We start from the raw sequence: 26,171 nt of genomic DNA on the forward strand, positions 1-26,171 counted from the left end.
TCTCTTTTGCATAAGTCCTGACAAAGAATTGGTATGACGCTAATGATGAGTTGTTACAAATTACAAAGCTCTCTATGCCTCCTAAGCACAGGGAGTCTAAGGTGGTTACATTTCGTTAACCTTCCTAATGATTTAAGATTTCCTTTATAAATAAACCCTGAGAGCAGTCATTAGCTGGTAATCCTGTCATAGTATGAAACATAAGAACACTATTATTGTCTGTGTTCATTAACGGAGTACATAAAAGCAAATTTCTGAGTAAAAAAATGCTAGGGGTGTATTATCCATGCCCTTGACGATCCTTGTAGTGGATGATGATTTGGGCACTCGTCTGTCTGTTAGCGACTATCTTGAACTGTCTGGCTACTCAGTGATCGTGGCTAATGACGGTCAAGAGGCTTTGTTTATGGTGGATGAGTATCATCCTGATTTGATTGTCACGGATATTGTTATGCCACGGATGAATGGCTATGAACTGGTGCGCCGGGTGCGTCAACAACCAGTGTTTCGTTTATTGCCTGTAATTTTATTAACGGCACGCATTAAGACCCAAGAAAGAATTCTCGGCTACCAGTCAGGGTGCGATTTATATTTACCCAAACCTTTTGAACTGGAAGAGTTAGCAGCAGCAATCCGCAATCTTTTGGAGCGATCGCAAATTATCCAATCAGAGTATCGTTTTTCTCATAAAGACAGTTTGGGCATCTCCGGCTCGATAAAAGCGACGGATGCCCATAATTCTCTGTCCACTCAAATTCAGAAATCCCATCTGCACTCATCCCTAACTCATAGAGAACAGGAAGTCTTAGAGTTATTAACTCATGGTCTTTCTAATGCCGATATGGGTCTTCAGTTACACCTGAGTCCTCGAACTGTGGAAAAGTACGTTAGCAGTTTATTAAGAAAAACCTCAACCAGCAACCGCGCGGAATTAGTCCGTTATGCGATGAAGCATGGTTTGGTGGAATAAAAGTTAGGAGGAGAGACGCGATTAATGAGCCAGCGCGTTGCGGGGGTTCCCACGGCAGTCGCTCATGGGGGGAACCCCCAAGACCGCGCTGCCTCCCCGTTGTAGCGACTGGCGTCGCGTCTGTACAGGAGTGAGGAATTAAAACTCCTGACTTCTAACTCATAACTCTTCACTTTTAACTTTTGTCAGCAGACCTTCACAAGCATCGATCAGTAAATCAATAACCTGATTAAATCCCTCTTGACCACCGTAATAGGGATCTGGAACTTCCTTTAGAGTGTGTCGAGAGCAAAACTCGCACATCAAACACACTTTATGCTGATATTGCTTAGTTCGATCGAGAGTGAGGATGTTCTCATAATTTTCTCGATCCATAGCCAAAATCAAATCAAAGTCTTGAAAGTCTGACTTTTCAAACTGGCGTGCTCGACCACGCAGTTTAATTCCCAACTTAGTACCAGCCGCAGCACTCATACGTCTGTCAGGTGGACTACCAACGTGATAGCTAGATGTACCAGCAGAGTCACAGAGGATATGTTCGCTCAAGCCAGCCTGCTCAATTAGATGATTCATAATATTTTCTGCCGATGGCGATCGGCAGATATTACCTAAGCAGACAAACAGCAACTTGTAAGGCATAGATATACTTTGTCATTTGTCAATAGTCATTTGTCCTTTGTCCAATGACTAATGACTAATGACTAATGACCAATGACCAATGATTAAAATCCAGGTAACTCCAACCCACTGGTTAATTCTTCCATGCGTTCCCGCATTGTTGCTGTGGACTTGTTGTAGGCTTCTTTCATTGCCACTGTTACAAGATCGGAAAGTACTTCTGCACCTTCTGCTAAAGCATCTGGAGAAATTTCTACCCGCTTGGGTTCTTGGTTTCCACTGACAATCACCCTTACAAGACCACCGCCAGATTCTCCTTGAATCTCCATTTGCTCCAATTCTTCTTGGAGTCGCTTTGCGCCTTCTTGAACTTGCTGCGCTTTCTTAAAAGCTTCGGCTAATTCTTTCATTTTTCCTAAACCAAAGCCGAATCCCTGTCCTTTTCCTGTCATAATTATTTGTACGCGTATGCGTTGAATAACAAATCAAATTCAATTATAGATGCGGTAAGTAATTTGACTCTTTTTTTACCAATAATTAATGCGTCATAGAGTGGGGAGTATGGAATAGAGAGTAGGGAGTAGGACATTGGTTATTAATTCTTCTCCCTCATCTCCCCATTCCCCATTCCCCATTTTTATCCACAAGCACCTTGAAACTCTCCGAGCATTTTGACTTCTGGCTCTAAATTAATAGACCAACGTTCTTGTACTTGATGTTGGATGTGGCGAATGAGACAGAAGATATCACTAGCTTTTGCTCCACCACGATTAACGATAAAATTAGCATGTAGTAATGCTACTTGTGCTCCACCAATTTGGTAGCCTTTGAGACCAGTTTGTTCAATTAACCAGCCAGCACTGTAAGGTTTGGGATTGCGAAACACACTACCACAACTGGGAAAGTTGTATGGTTGAGTGCTTAACCGATGCTTTTTGTGTTCTTTGGTAATTGCCACAACTTTTGCTGGGTCTGCACCTGGCGCGAGTTGTAAGGTGGCTTGGGTGACTATGCGATCGCCACCTTGCAATAATGAAGTCCGGTAGCTATAACCTAACTGTTCCGGGGTTAGAGTTTCCAGCGTACCATCGGGTGAAAGTACCTCGGCACTAACTAACATATCTGCGATACAGCTATTATGTGCCCCTGCATTCATTACCACTGCACCTCCGGCTGTTCCAGGGATACCAACAGCCCACTCCAATCCTTGCCACCCTAACTCTGCTGCCGCCCATGCCAAGCTAGGAATTGATTCTCCGGCAGCAACGGTTAATTGACCGGTTTTAGGGTCAAAGTTGCTGAAGCGGAGATGACGAGTAGCAATGACTAAGCCTGATATACCACCATCACTCACCAGCAAGTTAGAACCTGCTCCCAGTGTTGTTACCTTTAAATCGCGTTCTTTGGCGTATTTAAGACTTGCTTGCAGTGCTTCTAAGTTTCGGGGGGCAACGTATAAATCAGCGGCTCCCCCAACTCTATAGGAAGTAAACGCTGACAAAGAAGCCTGGGACTTGATCGCACAATCAGTATTGGGTAAGTAGATTACTTCACTCTCCACCGAATTAATTATTTGGGGTTTCTTTGTATTCAAAGCAGAAACTGTGCAGACGTTTCCAGCTGCCTGGGAAATGGTCATCTTTACTTTTTTTTGGTAAAATTTTTACATTTATTTACCGCAAAGATACGGTAATAGAGTTCACAGATGAAACCGTTGCGAGAGGAGCGCTTTGCTCAGAAATAAAACTTCGCAAAGTCTCGACTTAGGATGTGGCTTTAGCAGGCTCACAAAGTGTCGTAATTACTTCCGGAATCACCTGATTCAAATTTCCAGCCCCCAAAAACAGCGCCAAGTCTCCTGGGCGTAGTGTTTGTAGCAAGTACTCACACACTGCGGGTAAAGTTGGTTGATAAACTACCTGCGAATGCTGTTTAGCAATCTCTGCCGTTAGACGTTCACCACTAATTTGCCCTAAATTAGGTTCGCCTGCACTGTAAATATCAGTCAGCACCACCAAATCAGCATGAGTAAATGACTCGGCAAATTCATTTAAAAAGGTCAGTGTACGACTATAGCGATGAGGTTGGAAGATGGCAACCACTCTTTGCCCTGGTCTTGCCTGTAAACGTGCTGCGGCGAGAGTAACGCGAAGCTCGCTAGGGTGGTGAGCATAGTCATCAATGAAGGTAATACCATTGACTTCACCTCGAAACTCAAAGCGTCGTCTTGCTCCTTCAAAAGTAGCGATACCTTTGGCAATTGCTCCAAATTCTAAACCCAAAACGCGACCAACAGCTACTGCGGCTAGAGCATTGCTGAGATTGTGCCGACTGAGCAACCGCAACGTCAACACACCCAAAGCTCTGCCTTTTTCCCAAACCAAAGCCGTGGTACCATCAGCACGATAATCAATATTAGTGACGGTGTAATCAGCGTTGGTATCTGAGTGTAAGCTGTAGGTTATTGTGGGTTGCAAGCGATCGCGCACTGTCGCACAGTCAATGCTACCTATTAAAGTTTTACAACCCTTAGCAAATGTCTGGAAGGTGTCAATAACTTCTTCTAATGTATCGTAGTGGTCAGGATGATCGAGTTCAATATTGGTGATGATGCCAATTTCAGGAGCGTGTTTTACTAAAGAACCATCTGATTCATCTGCTTCGGCTACCAAATATTGGCTGTGTCCCAATCGAGCATTGCCGGACCATGCATTGACTTCGCCACCGACTAAAATTGTTGGATCTAGGCCTGCTTCCAGAAGCATATAGCCAATCATACTACTGGTTGTAGTTTTGCCGTGTGTTCCTGCCACTGCAATACTGTAGTAATCTGCAATTAAAGCTGCTAGGACATCTGAACGATGAAAAACTGGACAACCTAATTCCAGCGCTGCTTTGTATTCTAAATTATTAGTGTTAATTGCTGTTGAACAAATGACTTGAGGCAGTTTTGACTTAGTAACAGTAGGTAATTCTTCTGGTGAATTTAATACTACTGGATTAGCTAATACCTGAGGTTGAAAGAATTCGAGATTGCTTGCCTCTTGTTTACCAAAAATATGAGCACCGATAGATTCCAATTTGTGCGTAATGTGGTTGGGACGAAGATCCGAACCTGATACTGGAAATTGACGCTTTGCAAGAACGTATGCCAGAGCAGACATACCTATGCCACCGATGCCAATGAAATGAAATGGTCTACCACTAAAATCTACAGAATTAGTCATTTATTACTCCTTTTACACCACACCACACAATAATCACAAATGACACGCGTATCATAACAGGATTTTGATTTTTACCGTAACTACTTCTGTATCATGTTCATATTTGATGCCCAAATGATGTTTCTGCTCTGGCTTTCCTGGTTGAGAATGATTTTACCTTGGTTGGAGGTTTTTGCTATTTCGGAACTGTTCTTAAGATTATTCTGAAAATTTTGGCTGCATCGGGAAAGAAATTCTTGTAATGTCAAATACATATTTTTGGCTACCTTACTGGAATTGGCTACATAATACATTGTTTAGTGAAACTAATTTGAAATTGCATCAAGTTTAGGCGTGAATTGAGTACAATAGTACATTGGTAATGAAACTATTTTTCAATTGCATATAACCCAGGCTTATCTGGATGCAGCAACTAGCAATTTTTGGTGGCACATTCGATCCAATTCATTGGGGACACCTGCTCGTAGCCGAGACAGCTTTGCATCAAGTATCCCTTGAAAAAGTAATTTGGGTGCCATCCCTAAACCCTCCTCACAAAGAAGCAGCTTTGTTTGAGCATCGCCTGCAAATGCTGCAATTAGCCATCAAAGATAACCCAGCATTTACTGTCTCACTAGTGGAAACTAATCGCTCTGGGACTTCTTATGCCATTAACACCCTAATTGACTTATCTGCTTGTTACCCCAATACTCATTGGTACTGGATTGTGGGCTTGGATACTTTCCAAAGCTTACCCAGTTGGTACCGGGGACACGAATTAGCACAAATGTGTGATTGGTTAATCGCACCCCGACAGCTAGGTGGTGAGACTATAACTCAAAGCAAATTAATCTGCAAGCAAGTGGAGCAACAACTCAAAAAGCAGTCTTTGCTCATTCACTGGCAACTCTTGAATATACCTTTAGTAGGAGTTTCGTCAAGTCTAATTCGCAAATTTTGCCGCGAACGCCAGTCAATTCGTTATTTAGTCCCAGAATCGGTCAGATCATATATCACTAACAACAATCTCTACTCTTACAAATCTGAATAAATTATGTGTTTTTTTATTGATCTAACACTTTATGGTTAAAAGTGCCCCCCCCCTTTGCGATATGATTGGGGTCAACGATATCAACATAATAAGCATTAATACAGAGGGCAAGACACTGTGATTAGAGTTGCAATCAACGGTTTCGGGCGGATTGGACGTAACTTTGCGCGTTGCTGGGTGGGTAGAGAGAATAGTAAAATCGATCTTGTCGCTATTAATGACACTTCAGACCCTAGAACTAATGCTCACCTGCTGAAGTATGACTCCATGCTAGGGAAGATCAAGGGTGCTGAGATTAGTGCCGATGATAACTCTATCATCGTTAACGGTAAGACCATTAAGTGCGTGTCCGATCGCAATCCCGAAAACTTGCCCTGGAAAGATTGGGGAATTGACCTAATTATCGAAGCAACCGGGGTATTTACTAGCAAAGAAGGAGCGCTCAAGCACGTAAATGCTGGAGCCAAGAAAGTTCTGATTACCGCTCCTGGTAAAAACGAGGATGGTACTTTTGTGGTTGGTGTGAATCATCATGACTATGACCACAACAAACACCACATTATCAGTAACGCTAGCTGTACTACCAACTGCTTGGCACCAATCGCCAAGGTGTTGAACGATAAGTTCGGCATCATCAAAGGCACGATGACCACCACCCACAGCTATACAGGCGATCAGCGCTTGCTAGACGCTTCTCACCGGGATTTGCGACGGGCGAGGGCCGCTGCGATAAACATTGTACCCACTTCTACTGGTGCAGCAAAAGCAGTGGCGCTGGTTATCCCAGACCTCAAAGGCAAGCTAAATGGCGTTGCCTTGCGCGTACCAACCCCGAACGTCTCAATGGTAGATTTCGTAGTTCAGGTTGAGAAGCGTACTATTACTGAAGAAGTTAACCAAGCTCTTAAGGATGCTGCCGAAGGTCCACTTAAAGGGATTTTGGACTACAGCGAACTAGAACTAGTATCTTCTGATTATCAAGGCACTGACGCTTCTTCGATTGTCGATTCCAGCTTGACTTTGGTTATGGGCAATGACTTAGTAAAAGTTATGGCGTGGTATGACAACGAGTGGGGTTACAGCCAACGAGTTTTGGATTTGGCAGAGTTGGTAGCCCAGAAGTGGCAATAATTAATTTGTCATTAGTCATTAGTCATTGGTCATTGGTCATTGGTCATTAGAAAAAGGACAAAGGACAAAGGACAAAGCACTATTGACTAAAATGTTGAAATCCCTGGCTAAGATTCAGAACTTGGTCAGGGAATTTTTTTTGCTCGTCGTGCAATATTACTGTCGATCCGGCTGTAATCCTGCCTGCGATCGCAGCACCTTCTCCAAGATGTTGCACTAAGGCTGATGCTAATTCTTGTGGTAAGCACAGTACTAATTCAAAGTCTTCGCCACCATATAGAGCATATCTTAGCGCTTGGTCTGGTGTCAGCCAATGGTTAAAAGTTTTTGCTAGGGGAATTTGTCTGTGTTCTAAAACAGCGCCAACGCCACTCGCGCGGCAAATTTGGATAATCGCATCTGCCAAACCATCGCTGCTATCCATACCAGCAATGGAGAGTTGGGAGTTAGGAGTTAAGATTTTCCAGAGGATTGGTAAGACATCTAATCGTGGTTGTGGACGTTGATGTGCGCGGATTAGAGCCGTGCGTTCTACATCTTTGAGGTTTTGTCCTAATTCGGGATGTAAGAGGAGTTCTAAGCCAGCGTGGGAGGCTCCATGAACGCCTGTAACGACGATCGCATCTCCGGCAACAGCAGCAGAACGGCGAATAATTTGACTAGGGTTAACTTGACCAAAAGCGGTGATTGCCAGAGTAGTAACAGGCGATCGCACCACATCACCCCCAACAATTGGGGTATTGTATTTTTGCAGGCATTCTGTCATTCCCTGGTACAAGCGTTCTACCCAACTCACCCTAAGTTCACCGGGTAGTCCCAACCCAATAGTGATTCCCAATGGAGAAGCACCCATTGCTGCTAAATCTGATAAATTTGCAGCAGCAGCTCGCCAACCAGCATCTTCTGGGGAAGTGGTGAGGTTGCTAAAATGCACGCCATCAACCAGTACATCTGTAGTCACTACCAAAGATTGCCCTGATGCAGTCTCAAGTACTGCTGCATCATCGCCGATAATTTCTGGAGGACAAAAACGCTGTAATCTTTCTAAAAGACCTTGTTCACCAATGTCTTTTACTTGTTGAGAAGATAACTCACTGTTCACAATCGGTTTTCCGTGTTGCAAAATTACGAAGAAAACTGATGATTTACTTTACTGTTTAAGATAAAGGTATCGTCTAGGAGTCAGTTGGAATGGTAACAACACCAGTAACCAGCATCACATTTGAGGAGTACTTAACCTATGATGATGGCAACGGTTTCCATTATGAACTGGTGGATGGCAAGCTAGAGCTAATGAACCCACCTACTATTGAACATTTTCTGATTGTCGATTTTTTGGATACTGCCTTGAAAGCAGAAATCAAACGTTGTAACTATACTTGGCTGTGTTTTCGGGAAAGTGGGGTGAGAACGGGTAGAAATAAATCTAGGTTGACCGATCTGTGTGTAGTGACACTGGAGCAAGCTAGAGAATTGTTGAATGCTTCAGCAGTATTTGAGTCACCCCCGTTATTAATTGTTGAGCTGGTTAGTCCAGAATCGGTTAAACGGGACTATCGCCATAAGCGATCTGAATATGCGGCCTTAGAGGTTCCTGAATATTGGATTGTAGACCCACTGGCAACAAAAGTTTCAGTGTTACTACTGGAAGATGGATTTTACGAAGAAACAGTTTTTACTGCTACTCAGCAAATTGGATCGCGGACTTTTCCAGAATTAAGGATCGTAGTTGAGCAGATATTCACCGCCGCAAATCTGAATCAGGAGAGACGCGATTAATCGCGTCTGTACAAGAATTATTCTTCTCCTGCCCCCTGTGTCTTCTTATGCAGCTTGCGGTTCAACCAGATTTTCTATCCCCTGCACCACTTTTGCCGATTCAATTTTGTCACCAGCCTTCAGTTTATCCAAAACTTCTTTACCTTCGGTAAGATAGCCAAAAACGGCATAACGACCATCCAATAGGTTGCGTCCGGCGGGGGTGAGTTCTGGTTCAAACAAAAAGAAGAAAAATTGTGATGAACCACCATTTACTTCACTTTCGGGACGAGCCATCACTACTGCACCAAAGGCAGAAAAAGGTAGAACTGGCATATCAACGTAACGTCCAGCTTCTTCTAAAGTAATGCCATAAGTAGGTGCTTTATCGCCTTTAACTAAGATTTCTAAAGGAATAGCGCGATATTTGCCCGTTTTTGGGTCAATAAAACCTACATCTTTTCCAGCAGGATCTCCAGTTTGCAGAAAGTAAGACTCTTCAGAACGGGTAAATTCTAAGCCATTATAAAAACCCCTCTGTACCAAATCTACAAAATTCCCAGCAGTCACAGGAGCGCTGTAACCGTCTACAACAAGGGCCAAATCGCCTTTGTTAGTTTTAATTTCTACAGTGGCACGACCTTTAAGTTGCGGCAGATTACTGTACTGGGCAGGCACTTCAAAGGGGAATTGTTTCACCATTGACTCTTCTAGCTGAGTCACGAGATTCAAAAGTTTGCTTCTCTCTTGCAGTATTTGTTCTTTATCTTTGCTGTTCGCCAATTCTTGCAATTTACCCACCCCAGATTTCAACTCGGTAATCCAAGCTTCGGCTTGGGGTTGGCGTTCTGCGGGAACGCTTGTTAAGATTTGGGAAGGTTTATCGAGAATGCGGGATGCTTGGCTGATGTCTTTGGAAATAGCACCCCAACGCCGATTCGCCCGCAGTTGGGCAGAGATGTCCTCTAAGCTGCCTTGTAGTTGCTGCACAGGTTTGTTATCTATCGGGAGTGCATACCGCAACAAAGCCTTTCCGTCGGTAATTGCATTGCCGGCTGGCAGTGCGGCGCTACTGGAGGGAGTCCACCCAGCTGTAGTTATGCCTAAAAATATTGTTACCAGCAGTATTGCCATTAGGCTGTTCTTCAGCCAGGATTTTAATAAGTTAAGCATGGGATAACTCAAATGCAGCATTGAATATGTTGACTGGACGTAACCCAATACGGTTCGGATAAGCAGGGGAGGCAGGGGAAGCAGGGGAGGCTCTTGAGGAAAGAGGGTTTTTAGTAATTCTTCTCTCCCCTTGCTTCTGTTCTCCCTCTGCCCCCCTGCCTGCCTCAACCAAGAATATTCCTTAACCAAACGGTATTGGGACGTAACCCATCAATAATCTTCCCACGTTAAGGGCGGAGGATAAATGACTAATGACTAATGACAAATGATTAATGACTAATGACAAATGCCCAATGACGACCCTAGAAGGGTACAATAAATGCCGATTGTCTTCCAAAATTTGAAAGTTTCATGATCTCCAGTAACGACTTTCGACCCGGTGTTTCAATTGTATTGGATGGGTCTGTATGGCGAGTGCTTGAATTCTTACACGTCAAGCCAGGTAAAGGTTCTGCCTTTGTACGAACTAAGCTAAAAAATGTCCAGAGTGGGAGCGTGATGGAAAAAACGTTCCGCGCAGGGGAAACAGTGCCGCAAGCTACTCTAGAAAAAAGTACGATGCAACATACCTATAAAGAAGGCGATGAGTTTGTCTTTATGGATATGGAAACCTACGAAGAAGGCAGATTGACCCGCGAACAAATTGGCGATCGCGTCAAGTACCTGAAGGAAGGTATGGAAGCTGAAGTTATTAAGTGGGGCGACCAGGTGCTAGGAGTCGAATTGCCTAAGTCTGTGGTTCTGGAAATTGTCCAAACAGATCCAGGTTTAAAAGGTGACACTGCCACAGGTGGCTCAAAACCAGCAACTTTAGAAACTGGTGCAGTTGTGATGGTTCCTTTGTTTATTTCTCAAGGAGAACGCATCAAGGTTGATACTCAGGAAGATAAATATATCAGCAGGGAATAACTTTCATCTCTACTAAAGATGCAAGTCTCGATTTAAATCCCTACATAGGGATTAATTCCCTGCCACACTTAAGATGCTCATTTACGGATAGGTCGAGGTAATAAAAACTGTGCCATTGGACTTTAATGAAATCCGCCAACTTCTGGCAACTATCGCACAAACAGATATTGCAGAAGTCACGCTCAAAAGCGATGATTTTGAGCTAACAGTCCGTAAGGCTGTGAGCATTAGCAATCAGATGTTGTCGGTAGGTCAAGGGACTTTAGGCGGTGTGGTAGGTTCAGGCTTGACATCAGGTTCATCTGGGGGAAACCAGATGAGCGGAAGTCAGGTAACGGAGGTGTCCACATCTCGTGTATTTGAGAATACTGGAACTAGCACACAAATGCAGTTATCTGTAAATTCTCCCTCAACCATTGACCAGAGATTAGTAGAAGTGCCTTCCCCAATGGTAGGAACGTTTTATCGCGCTCCTGCGCCTGGGGAAGCGGCATTTGTGGAAGTGGGCGATCGCGTCCGCAAGGGTCAAACAGTCTGTATCATTGAAGCCATGAAGCTGATGAATGAAATCGAAGCCGAAGTCTCTGGACAGGTGATGGAAATTCTCCTCCAAAATGGCGACGCTGTAGAATATGGTCAACCTTTGATGCGAATTAACCCTGATTAAGTATTAATGTATATATGATGTGAGTCATTGTTAAAACTTTCAGTCCTTGCGGGTCAACCCTGATGAAACAAACGTTGCCTTTACCACCTGAAGTGGTGCAACAAGTAGCTGAATACTTCAGCCTATTAAGTGAGCCAATGCGCCTACGGCTGCTACACTTATTACGGGATGAAGAAAAATGCGTGCAAGAGTTGGTAGAGGCAACACAGACTTCTCAGGCAAATGTGTCAAAACACCTGAAGGTAATGTGGCAAGCAGGTATCCTTAGCCGCCGCAGTGAAGGAACTTGCGCCTATTACCGGGTGGAAGATCAAATGATTTTTGAGTTGTGTAATCGGGTTTGCGATCGCCTCGCCACAAGGTTGGAGCAGCAAGCCCGTAATTTTCGCGTATTAAATAGCAAACGTTAGGTCAGTTGTCCTTTGTCCTTTGTCCTTCGTCATTTGTCCTTTGTCATTTGTGAAAAACTAATTACCAACGACCAATGACTAATGACTAATGACTAATGACCAATGACTAAAGCGGATAATCTTTCTGAAACTGTTCGCGAGTTAGCGGTTGTTGTAACTCTAGACCCTCACCGCCTAAAATATCTAACGGTTTGCCGTTTACGTCAATGTAAACTTTGGCTTTGGGATTTAAAGTTGTTGCAGTGTAAACAACTTGTCCAATGCGGCCCATCATTGAAGTGCTACCACCACCGCTAGTAAAATCTTCAGATAAATTAACACGAACTTCATCTTTTTCCGCCTTCAGCCCCAACAGTTTGGTTCCTTTGGGGATGGTTGTAGAATCTGTTCCTTCTGTTGGGCCTGCTAACAAACTTTGGAAAGCTGCTTCTAAAGCCTGGTTGGGTAGTACAGAAGCTACTTTAACAGGCTGGGGAACCAAAGCAACATTTTTGTCTTTTGGTCTTAGCCAATAAACGTTGGGAGTTTGCTCATTAGCTGGCTGCCTAGTTGATGGCTGTGCTGGCTGTTCAATGCGGCCAGAAGGGTTTGACGGTGTGGGAGTATTGCCAGATTGTGTGGTAAACCAAGCTACACCGCCACCCACCGCTACAACCGCTGCTGACACCGCTGCAATTACGCCTGAAGAAATACGATTAGATCCTTGTTGGTCTTTCATGTTCAAAACCTTCCTAACTGAGGGCTGATATGGTAGTTATGTGAGGAGCAGCCTGGTTAAAGACGATACTTATAAGTAGAGAGTTTCCCACAATCTAGAGGAGACTTAAATGCTTCTTAATTCTGTAAGCCCCTAATTCAATTTTAGAATTTTTATTTCTAATCCGTCACCTACCAAATTATGTAAATTTTGGAGAGACGCAATTAATTGCGTCTCTGGGGAATCTGACTTTTTATCGGTTCTGAAAAACCTCTCTCTAAATCTCTCTCCTTCGAGGAGAGAGACTTTGAATTTTCCGTTTTACACTCGTGGGAAGGGGATTAGGTTTTTCGTAGGTCTTTCCAGATCAAGTGAAAAGTTAGGTTGAATGGAAAATTGTCTACTCTCTACTTCACTCTATTGCTTGTGTAATCCACTGTTTGAGCGTGGTTGTCACTTCATCAATGGCAATTTCTTGAGATTTACGGGTGGCTCTTTCTACAACTTCAACTTTGCCATTAGCGATCGCGCGTCCGGTTACAATTCTATAAGGTATGCCTATCAAGTCAGCATCTTTAAATTTGACTCCTGCGCGTTCGTCGCGGTCATCTAGTAAAGTTTCAATTCCTGCTTGATTGAGTTCTGTGTAAAGTTTTTGGGCGATTTCGATTTGTTGAGCATCCTTAATGTTGGGAATTGTGACGATCGCGTGATAAGGTGCGATCGCAACTGGCCAAATAATCCCATCTTTATCGTAAGATTGCTCGACGGCAGCTTGTGCTAATCGTGACACGCCTACACCAAAACAACCCATAACTAGCGGCTTCTCTTCACCCTGTTCGTTGGTATAAGTTGCACCCATCGCTTGAGAGTATTTCGTACCTAATTGGAAGATATGACCTGCTTCAACTCCACGGGCGCTTTGTAGGATTTGTTCTGGATTGTGGGTGGCGCGATCGCCTGGTCTTGACTTACGAATATCTACTACTCGTTCTGGTAACTTAAATTGCTCACCCCAATTAGCACCAACTACGTGATAACCTGCTTCATTCGCGCCTGTAACAAAGTTTTTTAAATCAACGGCTGTTCGATCCACCAAGCGTAAAAACTTGGAATGGATCTGTTTATTAGCAGTAATATACTCATCTGCAATATCTGGTGCAATGTAGCCTAAAGGCAGAGATTTAGTTGTCCATGCTTGCTGGGCTTCTACATTTGGTACATTCAAACTAATAATAGTTTTAGCGCCATATTCAGAAGCTAATTTAGTCAGTTCATTTTGCAATTTGACCTCATTAACTTCCTGATCGCCTCGAATGCTTACCAGAACTAACACTGTTGTGCCATTATCATAAACTGTCTGATAAAGGACATTTTTCACCAATTGAGTAGGAGAACAGTTGAGGAGTTGACACACCTTTTCAATCGTTTCTGTTCCAGGTGTATCGCGTTTCTCATAGGTTGTAAACCGTGAGGTTTCAGCGTCAATTGGTAAAGAAACAGCCTTTTCTACGTTAGCGGCATATTTACCATCCTCAGTGTAAAGAACTTCGTCTTCGCCAGCTTCCGCCAAAATCATAAATTCTGTAGAACCAGAACCACCAATTGCACCAGAATCGGCTTCCACTGCCCGAAAAGCTAAACCAGAACGTCGCAGAATATTACTGTAGGCTTGATACATATCCTGGTAAGTTTCTTTGAGGCTGGCTTCATCCGTATGGAAGGAATAAGCGTCCTTCATGATAAACTCCCGTCCGCGCATTAAACCAAAGCGGGGACGAATTTCATCGCGGAATTTGGTTTGAATTTGGTAGAGATTTAGTGGTAGCTGGCGATAAGAGCGAATCATATCACGAGCGATCGCTGTAATTACTTCTTCATGAGTTGGGCCTAATCCTAATTGTTGCTCGCGGCGGTCAATTAGGGAAAACATAATCCCCTCAGCTTTGGTGTAAGTGTCCCAGCGTCCCGATTCTTTCCATAAATCAGCCGGTTGTAATTGTGGTAAAAGACATTCTTGTGCGCCTGTAGCGTTCATTTCTTCCCGCACAATTTGGGAAACTTTTTGCAGTACCCGCCACATTAGCGGCAAATAAGCATAGATACCACTACCGATGCGACGAATGTAACCTGCACGGAGTAATAATTTATGGCTAGGAATCTCAGCATCAGCCGGATCGTCCCGCAGTGTAACAAATAACATTTGTGAAAGTCGCATCGTTTAATCCCTTTCCAGAATCTCTAATTTGTTTATAAACCAACTGGCGATTAGAAATCGCGGCTACACAAATTCTTGTCCGCTTGAGCGAATTAAGAAGGCATCCTAGTTTGAATCTGCGTGGTGTGCGATCGGCATCTTACAGCCCTTAAGATATGGCATGATATAATCTTTGCAACTATTTAATCTAGGTCTAGGTTATGAGTCCTTTGACATTAAAACTAGACACCGTTCACTTGAGTGACGAACAATTTTATCACTTATGTCAAAATAACCGCGAATTGAAATTTGAACGCACTGCCAAGGGCGAATTAATCATTCTGTCCCCCGTTGGAGGTGAAAGCGGCAATCGAGAAGCAGATTTAATTATCGATCTGGGAATCTGGAATCGGCAAACTGGCCTTGGTTACACTTTCAGTTCTTCTACTATATTCAAATTACCCAATGGTGCTGACCGTTCTCCAGATGCCGCTTGGATTCAAGGAGAACGTTGGCAAGCACTTACACCTGAACAAAGACGCAAATTTCCCCCCATTGCACCCGATTTTGTCATTGAATTAAGGTCAGCAACAGATGATTTGGAAATGTTGCGTTCCAAAATGCAAGACTATATGGATGCAGGGGTGCAGTTAGCATGGTTAATTAACCCCCAACAGCACCCCCAACAGCAGCAAGTAGAAATTTATCGTCAAAAACAAGATGTAGAAGTGCGAAATCTACCCACACAATTATCGGGTGAAGATGTATTGCCAGGATTTAGCTTGAGTCTTTCTTGTTATTAAGATTTGCAAGTGCTGCTAAACTCCACTATCTGCCAAGACTTTTCATTGCAGCAGAAAATACTTTATAAATCTGCATAAGTACGCTTCATTAAAATAATCTGCGTAGACTAAGAAGGTATCCTAGTTTTCTAACCTGAGTAATGTGCCAAGCACAGCACAATAGGCCAGTTTTACTTTGACTTCATTACTCAGGGCATATTACAGCCGTTAGGATATCTTAAAAGAAATAACCATCAGGCGATTAGAATCAGGGAATCTTTAGGAGAAACTACTTTGGCAGATGTAATTTATCAAGCACAGGCACCCTTAGAATTTATTCCTCCCGCGTTTAACCCTTTATTACTACGAGTTGTCCATCTATTACTACCCAGTTGGATAAACTGGCAAATACCTATTAGCCAAATTGAAGCAGATAACGTAGAGGTTCTAGTGGATCTTTATCGCCAGTTTCAGGAGGGTAAAATCCGTTTTATGCTGGCATTTCGCCATCCCAAAACAGACGATCCGTTTTGTTTGGGTTACTTGCTGTCTCAACTCGTACCAAAGACAGCGCGATCGCAAGGTACAAAACTACAACATCCCATTCACGCTCATTTTATCTACGATCGCGGTATTCCTCTCTGGGCAGGTTCCCACGTTGGCTGGATTGCTTCTCATTTAGGTGGTACTCCGATTCAGCGAGGTAAGGCTGACTGGACGGGGTTACGTTCGGCGCGTGACTTGTTCGCCAATGGGAAATTCCCGATGGCGGCTGCACCAGAGGGTGCTACCAATGGTTTATCGGAGAATATTAGCCCCTTGGAACCTGGTATTGCCCAATTAGGCTTTTGGTGTGCTGAAGATTTGCACAAAGCTGAACGCCCCGAACAGGTTTTAATTGTACCAGTTGGGATTAAATATAGTTACGTTGATGCTCCTTGGGATGCGATCGCAAATCTTTTAAGTGAATTGGAAGCGGCTAGTGGTTTACCTGTGAATCCAGCAGAAAACGCTTCTATAGAGTCACTTTATCCCCGGTTGTTGGCTTTGGCAGAACATTTACTTTTGCTTATGGAGGAATTTTACACCCGGTTTTATCATCAAAAACTGCCAGATCCCAAGATTGTCAACGGGCAAATTTCCGATAGAAATGAAGCATTAGCAGTTCGTTTACAAGCGTTGTTGAATGCAGCGCTGCTAATCTCAGAACAGTATTTTAATTTGCAGTCAAAAGGTAGTTTGAGCGATCGTTGTCGGCGAGTCGAGCAAGCGGGTTGGAATTATATATTTAGAGAAGAATTTAAGGATGTCAAAGGAGTATCTGCGGTTGAAAGAGCTTTAGGCGATCGCATTGCAGAAGAAGCGAATGCACGGATGTGGCATATGCGTTTAGTAGAAAGTTTTGTGGCTGTTTCTGGTAATTATATTCGGGAAAATCCAACAGCAGAAAGATTTGCTGAGACGACTTTAATTTTATGGCAGATGATTGCTAAAATCAAAGGCAATAAAACTGTACAGCGTCCGCAATTGGGTAAGCAAAAAGTAAAAATAACTGTGGGTGAACCTATATCCATCTCTGAGCGTTACCCGGTATATAAGGAAAATCGGTTGGGTGCTAGACAGGCTGTTGCTGATGTAACGAACGATTTACAACACGCATTGGAAGGTTTGATTTGATTAGAAAGGTTGCATTTTTTGCTAGGAACCAGAATAAAGGTGTCAGTCGTCAGGAGGCTTATTGATTTCGACCCCTGCCTCCTGACTCCCTTAAATAGCAAGGTGCAATGTAAATGCCCAAGTGTTCATCCAAATCGGATATTACTTTCTAAAGTAGATCGCGGGTTTAGATACCCTGTACGGGGATGCTGGCAGGATATGATTTATTAAGCTTACACAAACCCAAAAGTTTTTTAAAATTATCTAATTAAATGGGTGCAGATAATCGTAGGCTACTACATCTACTTGGTTTTGCTGCTATTTCACTTTAATACAATTGGGTTAAATAAAGGCAATTGTAACTAAATATGTCATTCTTTATTTGAGTTTTATAAAATTAACGTTAAGTTATCCAAATTATATTTTCCGAAAAATCACGCTTTTATATTTTTGTAATTCCAATTACAAATAGAGGAGTCCAAAAAATTGTGATTCTCTAAATCAATCAATTTATAAATAATGAAAACTCAAAACTTATTCAATTTACTGAAGGTTGGTATTGCTACTTTTGGAATCTTCTTTGTGGCTGGTCAAGGAGCCTATGCCTCAGACTTAAAGGGAACAGCATTTAGCATCTCTTTGGAGTGTCTGAACGACACTACCGGTCTTTTGGTGGGTCAAAATTCCACTGCTAACGGGTGGCAGTATGCATTTGATTCAAACAAAGATGGGATGAACGGGAATTACTGGGTTGGTGCCGCGCCAGGAAAAGTAAACCCCTACGATATCTCCGGTATGGCTATCAAAGAAACTGCTACCAGCATCATTGTGGCAATCAATGGCAATATGAAGTTAACAGGAGAGGCTGAACAGGGTGCTGCCGGCGGTCAAATTGGATATGGTGATTTGTTCTTCAATATGGCGGGTAAGACCTTTGACAATGCTATGAGCAACGGGGATTTGTTTGGGATTCATTTCGCTTCAGCGAATGCTTCAGGGGTACAACAACTAGGCGTTTATAGTAATGTCCAGGCAAAAACAGTTACTAATATCAAAGAAGGCTACAGCGTTGCTACATATGGTGGTTTAGCAGGAGGAGGGAATTCTTACGAAAGTCAGGTAAAACAAGGTGGTGGTATTGTCGGTTATGGTGATTTGACCAATAGTTACTTTACCAATAATGGCAAGGACAATACATTTAATCTCAATGTCATCAACTCTGGAAATTATCTGAGTGGAATCTCGTTTTTAGCACAGGGTAATATAACCCAGCAGTTGCTAACCACTGGTTATGATGCCAGCAAATTTAATGGCACACAAACCATTGCATTTGAATTCAAGAAATCTGGTATTGTCCAATCGACTCCTGAGCCTGCTAGTCTCGCTGGTTTAGGAATTATCGGTCTGGCTTTGGCTGGTAGCAAGCTACGCAAGAAATTAGCATAACAATTGGGTAAGGACTATTCGCAACACGGCTTGATTTCTCTTCAGTGATTATAGACAAGATAAAAGACTATTTTCTCTCATGTAAATGATCGCTGGAGTAATGGAATTTTGGATGAAGCTTAAGCGAAAAGTATCCCAAACCGTATAGATTTAATCGTTAAATATTAAATAGGTAAATTTTAATGCCCTTACTTTCTAGCAAGGGCATTTTTTTCTAATATAGTTATCAAATACAAAACTACTTAGGCAATGCTCTAAAGAATCTCGGTAATGCTCATGACACCTATACTCGCTATAAGGCTTGCAGCTGCTTGTTGTCTGACATCGCTCCTTACACCTTAACCTGGAAACACCTTAGATAAATCCACAACTAAATCAGAAAAACAGGGCAGATTAACTGATTCATTTGGCAGATAAATAAATTTGCGACGATAACCAAATTTACTTTGCAAAGTTTGATAAGGTTCGCTGTAGCACTCTAAATAATTATCTACTAAATTAAATATCCAATAATCATAAATACCTGCTTCTGCATAAATAGGTAGCTTTTCCTCTTGGTCATATTTTAAGGAGGAATCGGCAATCTCAATTAAGAGTAAAATATCAGATGGGCTGGGATGATTCGCTAGATAGTCATCATCTCTATTTTTTGCAATTACTCTATCTGGTTCAGGCTCACTGTTGTTAGACAAAGTAATTGGTTGTTGTCCTCGCAGCGTTGCGCGATCGCCTACTAGTTTATATAATTCTTGCTCTAGGCGTGTTTCACAAACAGAGTGCGATGTACCTTTTGCTGCTATCTGGATTATTTCACCCTTAATTAGCTCAACTCGGTCGTTCTCCTCAAAGAAGCCGAGTTCAGCTAGACGGTGATATTCAGCTATAGTAAAGCGTTTAGCAGTGGTAAGGCTCATAACAACTACGAGAATGCAGAGTTATTTTTATCTTAATATAGCTATAGCTGATTAAAGTTATGCGATAGAAGATAATGAGGTGTCTGGGTATTCTTCTTTATCACCTTCTATAGTTGCTTCTATACTTACACCCTTCCAAGGAAAATCAAAATATTGTTCCTGAACCGTTTTTAATTCCTTTATTGACTCTTGGAAAAATAATTTAATAGCAGATACGTGGTTTTCTTCAGATAAAAAATCTTGTAAGCTTTTTCGATAAAATATACCTGACCATGCTGGCAAAACTTTTAAATTATTAGGAGTCCATATATTGGGTTTATCGTTAATTATTTTTTGCATAGATTCAATAATTTTTGGGCGTTGTCCAAACTTAGGAGAAACCTGCAAAAATATACCTAAATATGGATAATCAGTTAAATTACTTGGATTTAAACCGAAGTATCCAAGACCACACCATAAGTCCCATGTCGAGGGAGAAAAGTGAGTGTAGATAATATATCTCTCGTCCCATTTCCATTGAGTCCTACTTGCCGCACCTTTGATAACACCTCCAAAAGCTAGCTTGAATTCCTGCTGTATTTCATCACTGAGAGTTGATTCCATAAGATTGAGAGTTTTGTTAAAATTCACCATTGTCAATAAGTCAACGGATGAAAATTGATTAGTGTGAGACATTCTGTTATTCCTCATAAAAATTAGTATTTCTTGAGCTAAGATATCAGACGTGCGTTCTTTCAAGAATCTATAAAACTGATACCACCTCAGTTGGAAGAAATTAATATTGGGTGATAACTCAAGGCAATACTCTTTAATTGCTGATTTTGGATCACAATCATATTGTTTTATTTCTTCTTTTGGATCATAATCACGGGTGATGTAAATTAAAATTCGATGTCTGACATTTGGTAATTTACTCAAAATTTCAGCATATTTTTTTAATTGTCCTGGTATTTCTGTAGAGCCAATTTTTGATTCAATAAATATTACATCTGTATTTAAACCAGTTGAAAGCTCAACCACAATATCAAGTCTACTATCCTCAGTATGGTTCGCCAGTGCTTGATGTTCTTGTTGGGTTGAAATCTTGATGCTGAAATAATTATCATCACTAATGATTGAGTGATGTTTTAGCCAATCAATTAAAATATCCTTATTCAAGGATAAAAAATAAGCAACAATCTCAGTAAAAAAATCTTCACGCGGTTTGTTTCCTGAATGCAGATTGAGTAAATTCGTGAACAAAGACATTTATTTTTAAGTATTTAAGGTAATTCCAAAAAAGTTACACACAATAATTAAGCTTGTAGTCCTGATGGAACATGACTACTGAAAATTTTTATAAGTTCTGTTTGTATTGGGTACTACTAGCAGTGCAGCAGTTATAACTTAGCCGATCGCAGTTTGACAAGGGTGCTATATAGACGATACTTACAACAAATAGGGGTAAATATTTTACCCCTACAAACTTGCGTATTATTTGAAGAATAGCTAAAAAAGATTATTACTCTGTTAAGTGACTTTCTAGCAAAGTTGCGATCGCTTCAGGATGAATATTCTTGTATTTCTTTTTACCAAGCTGTAAAACACAGTTGGGAGCGCTGCCACAGCATTTTTGGCAACTAGTATGTTCAATGGTAACTTTGTCTAATAAACCGCGATCGCACAAAGTTTTTTCTAATTCTGATAATAACCCTTTACCACCACGTTTCAAGCAACCGCCCTTTTGACATACCATAATCCTCGCTTTGGTTTGAGGTGGTAAATCTTGTTTTGGACACGCATCAATTGGTGTCACCTTATAGGCTTTAATTTTAATTTTACTTGTGCGCGAGTCTATCTTACTATGACCACAAATCCGAAGTTGCTGACCAGGAACTAAGGATGAACTTAGTAAACAGCGCAACTCTTTAGGCAGTTTAATGTCTACATTTCCAGATGGAACTGCCAATTGCAAGTATTTATATTTTCCTGGTTCACCACCAACAAAACCTAGTAACTGTCCCTCAAGGTTCAATTCTGATAACGTCAAATATTTGTTACCCATGATTGATAAAAAGTTAGGAGTGGGGAGTTAAAGCGAAGAGTTAGGAGTGAGGAGTTAGGAGTGAGGAGTTAAAAATGAGGAGCTAAGAGTTAATAATTCATAACTCTTAACTGATAACTCTTAACTTCCAACTCATAACTCTTAACTCCTAACTGTTTTTAAGCGAGGCGTTTAGCTTCTACTGTTTGAGGTAAATTTGCTGTGTCTGGCAATTCACGAAATTCTAATTCCCAACCATTTGCTAGGGTGAGAATCTTGCCATCATTTCCATCGGTTTGTTTGACGACTTCTTCTTCAAGGTCTTTTTTAGCAACGTAAACTACTAAAGTGCCGGCATCATTCATCCGTAGCATTACTTTCATGAGACTCCTCAACCGATTCTAGTTCTTTTTTCTTGCAGCCGACGACAAACCCTGTTTCTAAGAAATGCACAGCATATATATAGGAAGTCTGCAAATATGTGCCTATACTCGCTATGTAACCGATATCTCCCTTATTAACTAAAACTTGGCCGACTTCCTTACCGGGAAAGGTACCATCGTTTTTTAGCAGTTTCCGAACTCTGACTTTTTCACCAATTTCAAAAGCGGGTGGCAAGTTCAGTTCTAATTCATCACGTTGCATGAGAGTACCTCTGTTCTCTGACCAAATTCAACAATTCTTCTGTCGTCAAACTGCGTTTTTTCTGTACCGATTGATGGCGCACTGCGTCTAAAACAGATTGGGTTTCTTGGGGGTTTAAGAAAATTCCATGCTGTTCTAGTAAGTTAGCAACTAAATGCCGTCCAGAATGTTTTCCTACTACTAAACGCCGTTCCCAACCCACCTCTTCGGGTGCAAATGGTTCGTAGGTGATGGGATTTTGTAGTACCCCGTGAGCATGGATGCCAGATTCGTGAGCAAAGGTATTTTCGCCAACGATCGCTTTCCAAGGTGGTACGCTAGCACCTGATGCGGCTGCGACTAGTTGAGAAAGTTCCAGCAAACTGGGTGTATCAATGCCCAAATTAACGCCGTAGATGCGTTTAATCGCCATGACAACTTCTTCTAATGCTGCATTTCCTGCCCGTTCACCCAATCCGTTAACTGTGGTATTTACTGATGATGCTCCGGCTTTGATACCTGCAAGAGCGTTGGCAGTTGCCAGACCAAAATCATTATGCGTGTGGATTTCTAGGGGAATCGTCAACGCTGAAACCAGCCTTTGGACTTTAGTATAGGTGGTGAAGGGGTCGAGAACTCCTACAGTGTCGCAGAAGCGGAAGCGTGATGCACCCCATTCTTGGGCATAAAGTGCTACATCTAAGAGGAAGTTTTCATCAGCCCTGGAAGAATCTTCTCCGCCGACTGCTACCCAAAGACCTTGGTCGAGGGCGAAGTGGATTGAGTCTTTGAGTTTTTGCAAACTTACTCGCCACTGACCATGAAATTTAGTGGCAATTTGGATACCAGAGACGGGAATGGCAATATGCACCCGGTTCAAACCACAGGCGATGGAAGCCTTGATATCTGAGATGACAGCACGGTTCCAGCCCAAGAGTTTTGCTTGTAAACCCAAGTTAGAAATTGCGACGATCGCACGCGTTTCTTCGTCACCCATTGCCGGTATACCCACTTCTAATTCCGGTATACCAATAGCATCGAGAAACTTCGCGATCGCTACTTTTTCTTGTAGAGTAAAGGCAACACCTGCTGCTTGTTCGCCATCACGTAATGTAGTGTCATTAATTATGATTTGATTCATTGCAAATATCCCTCTCTTGGAAGTATTCTTAATATCCTTTCCCTCTACAATCCCTCGTGATGGTAAATGCTAAAAATATCACAATTCATAATGTAGGATACATGATCCTTAATTATTGCCCCATTATTAGCATCACATCTGTATGACAGGGAACTAAAACAATGTATAAATTACTAATCGTTTTCACCGATGTCAGTTGAAATGTCTTCGAGTAGCAATGAACTAATATAACTATTAGCAAATCCCGAACAAAGTAATACACAGAATCCAGCAATTAAGGATGTAATCATCTTCGTAACCTCATCTTTTCTAGTGCATTTTGGTGTAATTTAGGCAGGTAATGGTACTCAACGTTAAGAGGTGCAAATTCGCTAACTTTGGTCTGCTAGCCAATCAAAAATTTTTCCTAGCTGCTCCAAGTCAACGAAACCATACTGCCAGAGGAGCATCGGTAACGGGCCATTTTCTAATTCACGGTGTCGCAGAGCTACAGCAATATCGGCATTTGAAAGTTCAAGTTCATTGTGCAAAAAATTGAGGAGTTTTATATCTCTGTTCCGAGTCGCCATAATTGAACTTTCAATTTCTTAATTTGGGAAAAGGTTAAAAATTAGGAATTCCAATTTATATTTGGGAATTTCACCTTTTTAATTGTTGCTATATGTCAGGGGAATTTTAGATTAAGTAGACCCAACAAAATCTAAACCTCATCTAATCCATCTCAGTCTGCAACAAATTCTGCTAGCGGACAGTAGCTTCAAACTCTAAACCTATTTGAGCTTTGTGCATCTATGAACAAAAAGGATGAAGTCCAGTACTTGCGTCATGAATTCAAGATTAATCGTGCCTAAATTAGGTCTTTTTGAAATAATCATGACTCATCACTGTAATGCCAGCAACGCTCTAGCCATTCTAATAATTCGTGACGAGAAGCGAGAAGTTGCATAACTGTACTACGAATTAGAATTACTTCAAGCAAATTGTTCACTTGCACTCGTAAAGAACCATCAGGGGGACAAGAGCAATTAATTTTTAACTCTTGCAAACGGTAATAGATTCGCCAGCGATCGCTCAAAGGAATCTGCAAAACGTGATTTGTCATTTGTCCTTTGTCCTTTGTCAGTTGTCAGTTGTCATTTGTCAGTTGTCCTTTGTCCTTTGCTAATGACCAATGACCAATGACCAATGACCAATGCCCAATGCCCAATGCCCAATGCCCAATGCCCAATGACTAATGACTCTTGACTTGTAAAGTTTGCAGTTGTTTTTCGAGTTCTTCAATGCGCGAGAGCAAAGAACGAATCACAGTTGCTTCCACATCGGGTAGCTTTCCATGTTCTAAAGGAGAAAGGCTGGCGTTTTCGTTGCGAGAAATAATTCTGCCAGGAATTCCGACAACAGTGCGATCGCTAGGGACATTCTGCAAGACAACGGAACCTGCGCCAATACGGACGCGATCGCCAATTTGCAGATTACCTAAAACTTTCGCACCCGCCCCAATCACTGCATTTTTGCCGACTGTGGGATGACGCTTACCAGTTTCTTTACCAGTTCCGCCAAGGGTTACGCCCTGGTAAATCAGTGTATAGTCGCCGACGATCGCAGTTTCGCCAATGACTACACCCATTCCGTGGTCGATAAACACGCCCTCGCCAATCTCTGCACCTGGGTGAATTTCAATTCCGGTCAAAAATCGCCCCAAATGAGAAATTAAACGGGGGATAAAACTCACTCCTCGACCATGTAACCAGTGAGCAAGACGATGCAAACAGAGTGCGTGCAATCCGGGGTAGCAAAACACCACCTCTAGCCAATTCCGTGCTGCTGGATCGCGCTCAAAGATAATGCGAAAATCACTCAATAATGGCTCTAAAAAAACGCCAGAGAGTAAATTTTTCAACATGGATGTACGGGCAGAATCCTGCGTTTTGGTACTTGGGCGATCGCTAATACTGTCTAAAGACTGTTGCATCGGTAATGTCTATCTGGTAATTGAGTCATCTGCTATTTTTATGCTTATATCAGGTAACATCCAACTCGATACCAAACCCAATGCTGATTGGATTTATTGGATTGATTAAAGTTGTACTCAAACGCCGAAACCCCGACTTAACATAACGTTAAAATTTGTCTGGGGTTAGGGGCGCTAGTATTTAATGATGGGGGTACTAGTATTTTTGGGGCGGGGGTTAAGAATTTATGTTCGCGCTACAAGAAACTTTACCCGTAAGTCTTTGCTAAGATTTTATCAAGATATTTTGCAATATATTAAGCTGTACTCAGATGTACTCAAGCAAGAATTTAATAAGGCTACAAATCTATTTTCTGTATATCCTATTACTATTAGTATCTTATTAGTTGGATAGGCGAAAAACAGGTTTCTTTATTTTCTTTTAGGATTTGCTGTCTGTATGCACATATACGTTTCAAAATATAGTTATCGCTCATCGCGACTGTTTTCTTATTATATAGATGTGTGGGAATAGCCAACACAAAATCTTAGAACAGCAGAATAAGTAAATGTTCTCATTGTTGTAGAGCAGCACAGCTATGCTACTCTCACCACGAAACCTGTAGAGGTGGATTCATCCAGTTCAAATACTCGTTAACGGAGATCAAAGGTGGATTCATCCAGTTCAAATACTCGTTAACGGAGATCAAAAGTGGATTCATCCAGTTCAAATACTCGTTAACGGAGATAAAAGGTGGATTCATCCGGTTCAAATACTCGTTAACGGAGATCAAAGGTGGATTCATCCGGTTCAAATACTCGTTAACGGAGATCAAAGGTGGATTCA

28 protein-coding genes are annotated in these 26,171 nt (G+C 42.0%); 10 read left to right on the forward strand and 18 right to left on the reverse strand.

Annotated features, from left to right (window positions below; translation table 11 throughout):
* The first annotated feature begins 286 nt into the window (after window positions 1–286).
* Window positions 287–970 (forward strand): response regulator transcription factor, encoded by a 684-nt coding sequence (locus RM049_RS34100; RefSeq protein ID WP_322673863.1) that lies wholly within the window; start codon window positions 287–289, stop codon window positions 968–970.
* A 159-nt stretch (window positions 971–1,129) separates the two neighbouring features.
* Here the strand turns inward: RM049_RS34100 and RM049_RS34105 are convergent, their stop codons facing one another.
* From RM049_RS34105 to murC, 4 genes are all read right to left on the reverse strand, one after another.
* Entirely contained in the window at window positions 1,130–1,609 is a 480-nt protein-coding gene (locus RM049_RS34105) for a low molecular weight protein-tyrosine-phosphatase (RefSeq protein WP_322707351.1), read from the reverse strand.
* A gap of 83 nt (window positions 1,610–1,692) precedes the next feature.
* The gene (locus RM049_RS34110; protein WP_322673862.1) at window positions 1,693–2,040 is read right to left on the reverse strand and encodes a YbaB/EbfC family nucleoid-associated protein; all 348 of its coding nucleotides are present in this window, start codon (window positions 2,038–2,040) and stop codon (window positions 1,693–1,695) included.
* A gap of 185 nt (window positions 2,041–2,225) precedes the next feature.
* Entirely contained in the window at window positions 2,226–3,227 is a 1,002-nt protein-coding gene (gene murB, locus RM049_RS34115) for a UDP-N-acetylmuramate dehydrogenase (RefSeq protein ID WP_322707352.1), read from the reverse strand.
* Between the two features lie 124 nt (window positions 3,228–3,351).
* Window positions 3,352–4,815, reverse strand: a complete 1,464-nt coding sequence (murC, locus tag RM049_RS34120; RefSeq protein WP_322707353.1) for a UDP-N-acetylmuramate--L-alanine ligase — start codon at window positions 4,813–4,815, stop codon at window positions 3,352–3,354.
* A gap of 403 nt (window positions 4,816–5,218) precedes the next feature.
* On the opposite strand from murC, the gene nadD reads away from it, so the two are divergent.
* Window positions 5,219–5,845, forward strand: coding sequence for a nicotinate (nicotinamide) nucleotide adenylyltransferase (gene nadD / locus RM049_RS34125; RefSeq protein ID WP_322707354.1), 627 nt, complete (start codon window positions 5,219–5,221; stop codon window positions 5,843–5,845).
* Between the two features lie 117 nt (window positions 5,846–5,962).
* A complete protein-coding gene (locus RM049_RS34130) occupies window positions 5,963–6,976 on the forward strand; it encodes a type I glyceraldehyde-3-phosphate dehydrogenase (RefSeq protein WP_322673858.1) in 1,014 nt (337 codons plus the stop codon).
* Window positions 6,977–7,055: 79 nt separating this feature from the next.
* On the opposite strand, the gene thiL is transcribed toward RM049_RS34130, so the two are convergent.
* Complete coding sequence (gene thiL, locus RM049_RS34135) at window positions 7,056–8,078, reverse strand: thiamine-phosphate kinase (RefSeq protein WP_322707355.1); 1,023 nt, start codon at window positions 8,076–8,078, stop codon at window positions 7,056–7,058.
* Between the two features lie 89 nt (window positions 8,079–8,167).
* Here thiL and RM049_RS34140 point away from each other — a divergent pair, with 89 nt between their 5' ends.
* On the forward strand, window positions 8,168–8,755 hold the full coding sequence (locus RM049_RS34140) for a Uma2 family endonuclease (RefSeq protein WP_322700997.1): 588 nt from the start codon (window positions 8,168–8,170) through the stop codon (window positions 8,753–8,755).
* A 45-nt stretch (window positions 8,756–8,800) separates the two neighbouring features.
* On the opposite strand, the gene RM049_RS34145 is transcribed toward RM049_RS34140, so the two are convergent.
* Window positions 8,801–9,907 (reverse strand): peptidylprolyl isomerase, encoded by a 1,107-nt coding sequence (locus tag RM049_RS34145; RefSeq protein ID WP_322707356.1) that lies wholly within the window; start codon window positions 9,905–9,907, stop codon window positions 8,801–8,803.
* 351 nt (window positions 9,908–10,258) lie between these two features.
* Here RM049_RS34145 and efp point away from each other — a divergent pair, with 351 nt between their 5' ends.
* The 3 genes from efp to RM049_RS34160 all read left to right on the forward strand — a co-directional run bounded on the left by efp (window position 10,259) and on the right by RM049_RS34160 (window position 11,893).
* Window positions 10,259–10,816 (forward strand): elongation factor P, encoded by a 558-nt coding sequence (gene efp / locus RM049_RS34150; RefSeq protein ID WP_109012189.1) that lies wholly within the window; start codon window positions 10,259–10,261, stop codon window positions 10,814–10,816.
* A gap of 109 nt (window positions 10,817–10,925) precedes the next feature.
* Window positions 10,926–11,483: an acetyl-CoA carboxylase biotin carboxyl carrier protein gene (gene accB / locus RM049_RS34155; RefSeq protein WP_322673854.1), complete on the forward strand. Its 558-nt coding sequence runs from the start codon at window positions 10,926–10,928 to the stop codon at window positions 11,481–11,483.
* Window positions 11,484–11,545: 62 nt separating this feature from the next.
* Window positions 11,546–11,893: an ArsR/SmtB family transcription factor gene (locus RM049_RS34160; protein ID WP_094349905.1), complete on the forward strand. Its 348-nt coding sequence runs from the start codon at window positions 11,546–11,548 to the stop codon at window positions 11,891–11,893.
* A gap of 106 nt (window positions 11,894–11,999) precedes the next feature.
* Here the strand turns inward: RM049_RS34160 and RM049_RS34165 are convergent, their stop codons facing one another.
* Entirely contained in the window at window positions 12,000–12,611 is a 612-nt protein-coding gene (locus RM049_RS34165) for a GerMN domain-containing protein (RefSeq protein ID WP_322690802.1), read from the reverse strand.
* Between the two features lie 391 nt (window positions 12,612–13,002).
* Window positions 13,003–14,808, reverse strand: a complete 1,806-nt coding sequence (locus tag RM049_RS34170) for a proline--tRNA ligase (RefSeq protein WP_322707357.1) — start codon at window positions 14,806–14,808, stop codon at window positions 13,003–13,005.
* 200 nt (window positions 14,809–15,008) lie between these two features.
* Here RM049_RS34170 and RM049_RS34175 point away from each other — a divergent pair, with 200 nt between their 5' ends.
* The 3 genes from RM049_RS34175 (at window position 15,009) to RM049_RS34185 (ending at window position 18,671) form a co-directional block, all read left to right on the forward strand.
* On the forward strand, window positions 15,009–15,590 hold the full coding sequence (locus RM049_RS34175; protein WP_322707358.1) for a Uma2 family endonuclease: 582 nt from the start codon (window positions 15,009–15,011) through the stop codon (window positions 15,588–15,590).
* A 273-nt stretch (window positions 15,591–15,863) separates the two neighbouring features.
* The gene (locus RM049_RS34180) at window positions 15,864–17,246 is read left to right on the forward strand and encodes a 1-acyl-sn-glycerol-3-phosphate acyltransferase (protein WP_322707359.1); all 1,383 of its coding nucleotides are present in this window, start codon (window positions 15,864–15,866) and stop codon (window positions 17,244–17,246) included.
* A gap of 498 nt (window positions 17,247–17,744) precedes the next feature.
* A complete protein-coding gene (locus tag RM049_RS34185; protein WP_322707360.1) occupies window positions 17,745–18,671 on the forward strand; it encodes an XDD3 family exosortase-dependent surface protein in 927 nt (308 codons plus the stop codon).
* Between the two features lie 338 nt (window positions 18,672–19,009).
* Here RM049_RS34185 and RM049_RS34190 read toward each other — a convergent pair whose 3' ends face one another.
* From RM049_RS34190 to RM049_RS34235, 10 genes are all read right to left on the reverse strand, one after another.
* The gene (locus RM049_RS34190) at window positions 19,010–19,585 is read right to left on the reverse strand and encodes a Uma2 family endonuclease (protein ID WP_322707361.1); all 576 of its coding nucleotides are present in this window, start codon (window positions 19,583–19,585) and stop codon (window positions 19,010–19,012) included.
* Between the two features lie 57 nt (window positions 19,586–19,642).
* Window positions 19,643–20,833, reverse strand: a complete 1,191-nt coding sequence (locus RM049_RS34195; protein ID WP_322707362.1) for a PD-(D/E)XK nuclease family protein — start codon at window positions 20,831–20,833, stop codon at window positions 19,643–19,645.
* 253 nt (window positions 20,834–21,086) lie between these two features.
* Window positions 21,087–21,629: a (2Fe-2S) ferredoxin domain-containing protein gene (locus RM049_RS34200; protein ID WP_322707363.1), complete on the reverse strand. Its 543-nt coding sequence runs from the start codon at window positions 21,627–21,629 to the stop codon at window positions 21,087–21,089.
* Between the two features lie 158 nt (window positions 21,630–21,787).
* Window positions 21,788–21,991 carry a putative nitrogen fixation protein NifT gene (gene nifT, locus RM049_RS34205; protein WP_069070440.1) on the reverse strand — a complete coding sequence of 68 codons (204 nt, stop codon included), beginning with the start codon at window positions 21,989–21,991 and terminating at the stop codon, window positions 21,788–21,790.
* Complete coding sequence (locus RM049_RS34210; protein ID WP_069070441.1) at window positions 21,966–22,253, reverse strand: nitrogen fixation protein NifZ; 288 nt, start codon at window positions 22,251–22,253, stop codon at window positions 21,966–21,968. Before RM049_RS34210 ends, nifT begins: the two co-directional genes overlap by 26 nt.
* Window positions 22,243–23,373, reverse strand: coding sequence for a homocitrate synthase (gene nifV, locus RM049_RS34215; protein WP_322673845.1), 1,131 nt, complete (start codon window positions 23,371–23,373; stop codon window positions 22,243–22,245). Before nifV ends, RM049_RS34210 begins: the two co-directional genes overlap by 11 nt.
* Window positions 23,374–23,744: 371 nt before the next feature.
* Window positions 23,745–23,942: a DUF2949 domain-containing protein gene (locus RM049_RS34220; protein ID WP_094349915.1), complete on the reverse strand. Its 198-nt coding sequence runs from the start codon at window positions 23,940–23,942 to the stop codon at window positions 23,745–23,747.
* Window positions 23,943–24,244: 302 nt separating this feature from the next.
* On the reverse strand, window positions 24,245–24,475 hold the full coding sequence (locus RM049_RS34225; protein ID WP_322673844.1) for an Asr1405/Asl0597 family protein: 231 nt from the start codon (window positions 24,473–24,475) through the stop codon (window positions 24,245–24,247).
* A 129-nt stretch (window positions 24,476–24,604) separates the two neighbouring features.
* On the reverse strand, window positions 24,605–25,345 hold the full coding sequence (gene cysE / locus RM049_RS34230; protein WP_322707364.1) for a serine O-acetyltransferase: 741 nt from the start codon (window positions 25,343–25,345) through the stop codon (window positions 24,605–24,607).
* 587 nt (window positions 25,346–25,932) lie between these two features.
* On the reverse strand, window positions 25,933–26,171 hold a 239-nt coding region (locus tag RM049_RS34235), incomplete at its 5' end, for a hypothetical protein (protein ID WP_322707365.1).

The sequence above is a fragment of the Nostoc sp. DedQUE04 genome (assembly GCF_034530995.1).
Taxonomy (GTDB): domain Bacteria; phylum Cyanobacteriota; class Cyanobacteriia; order Cyanobacteriales; family Nostocaceae; genus Nostoc.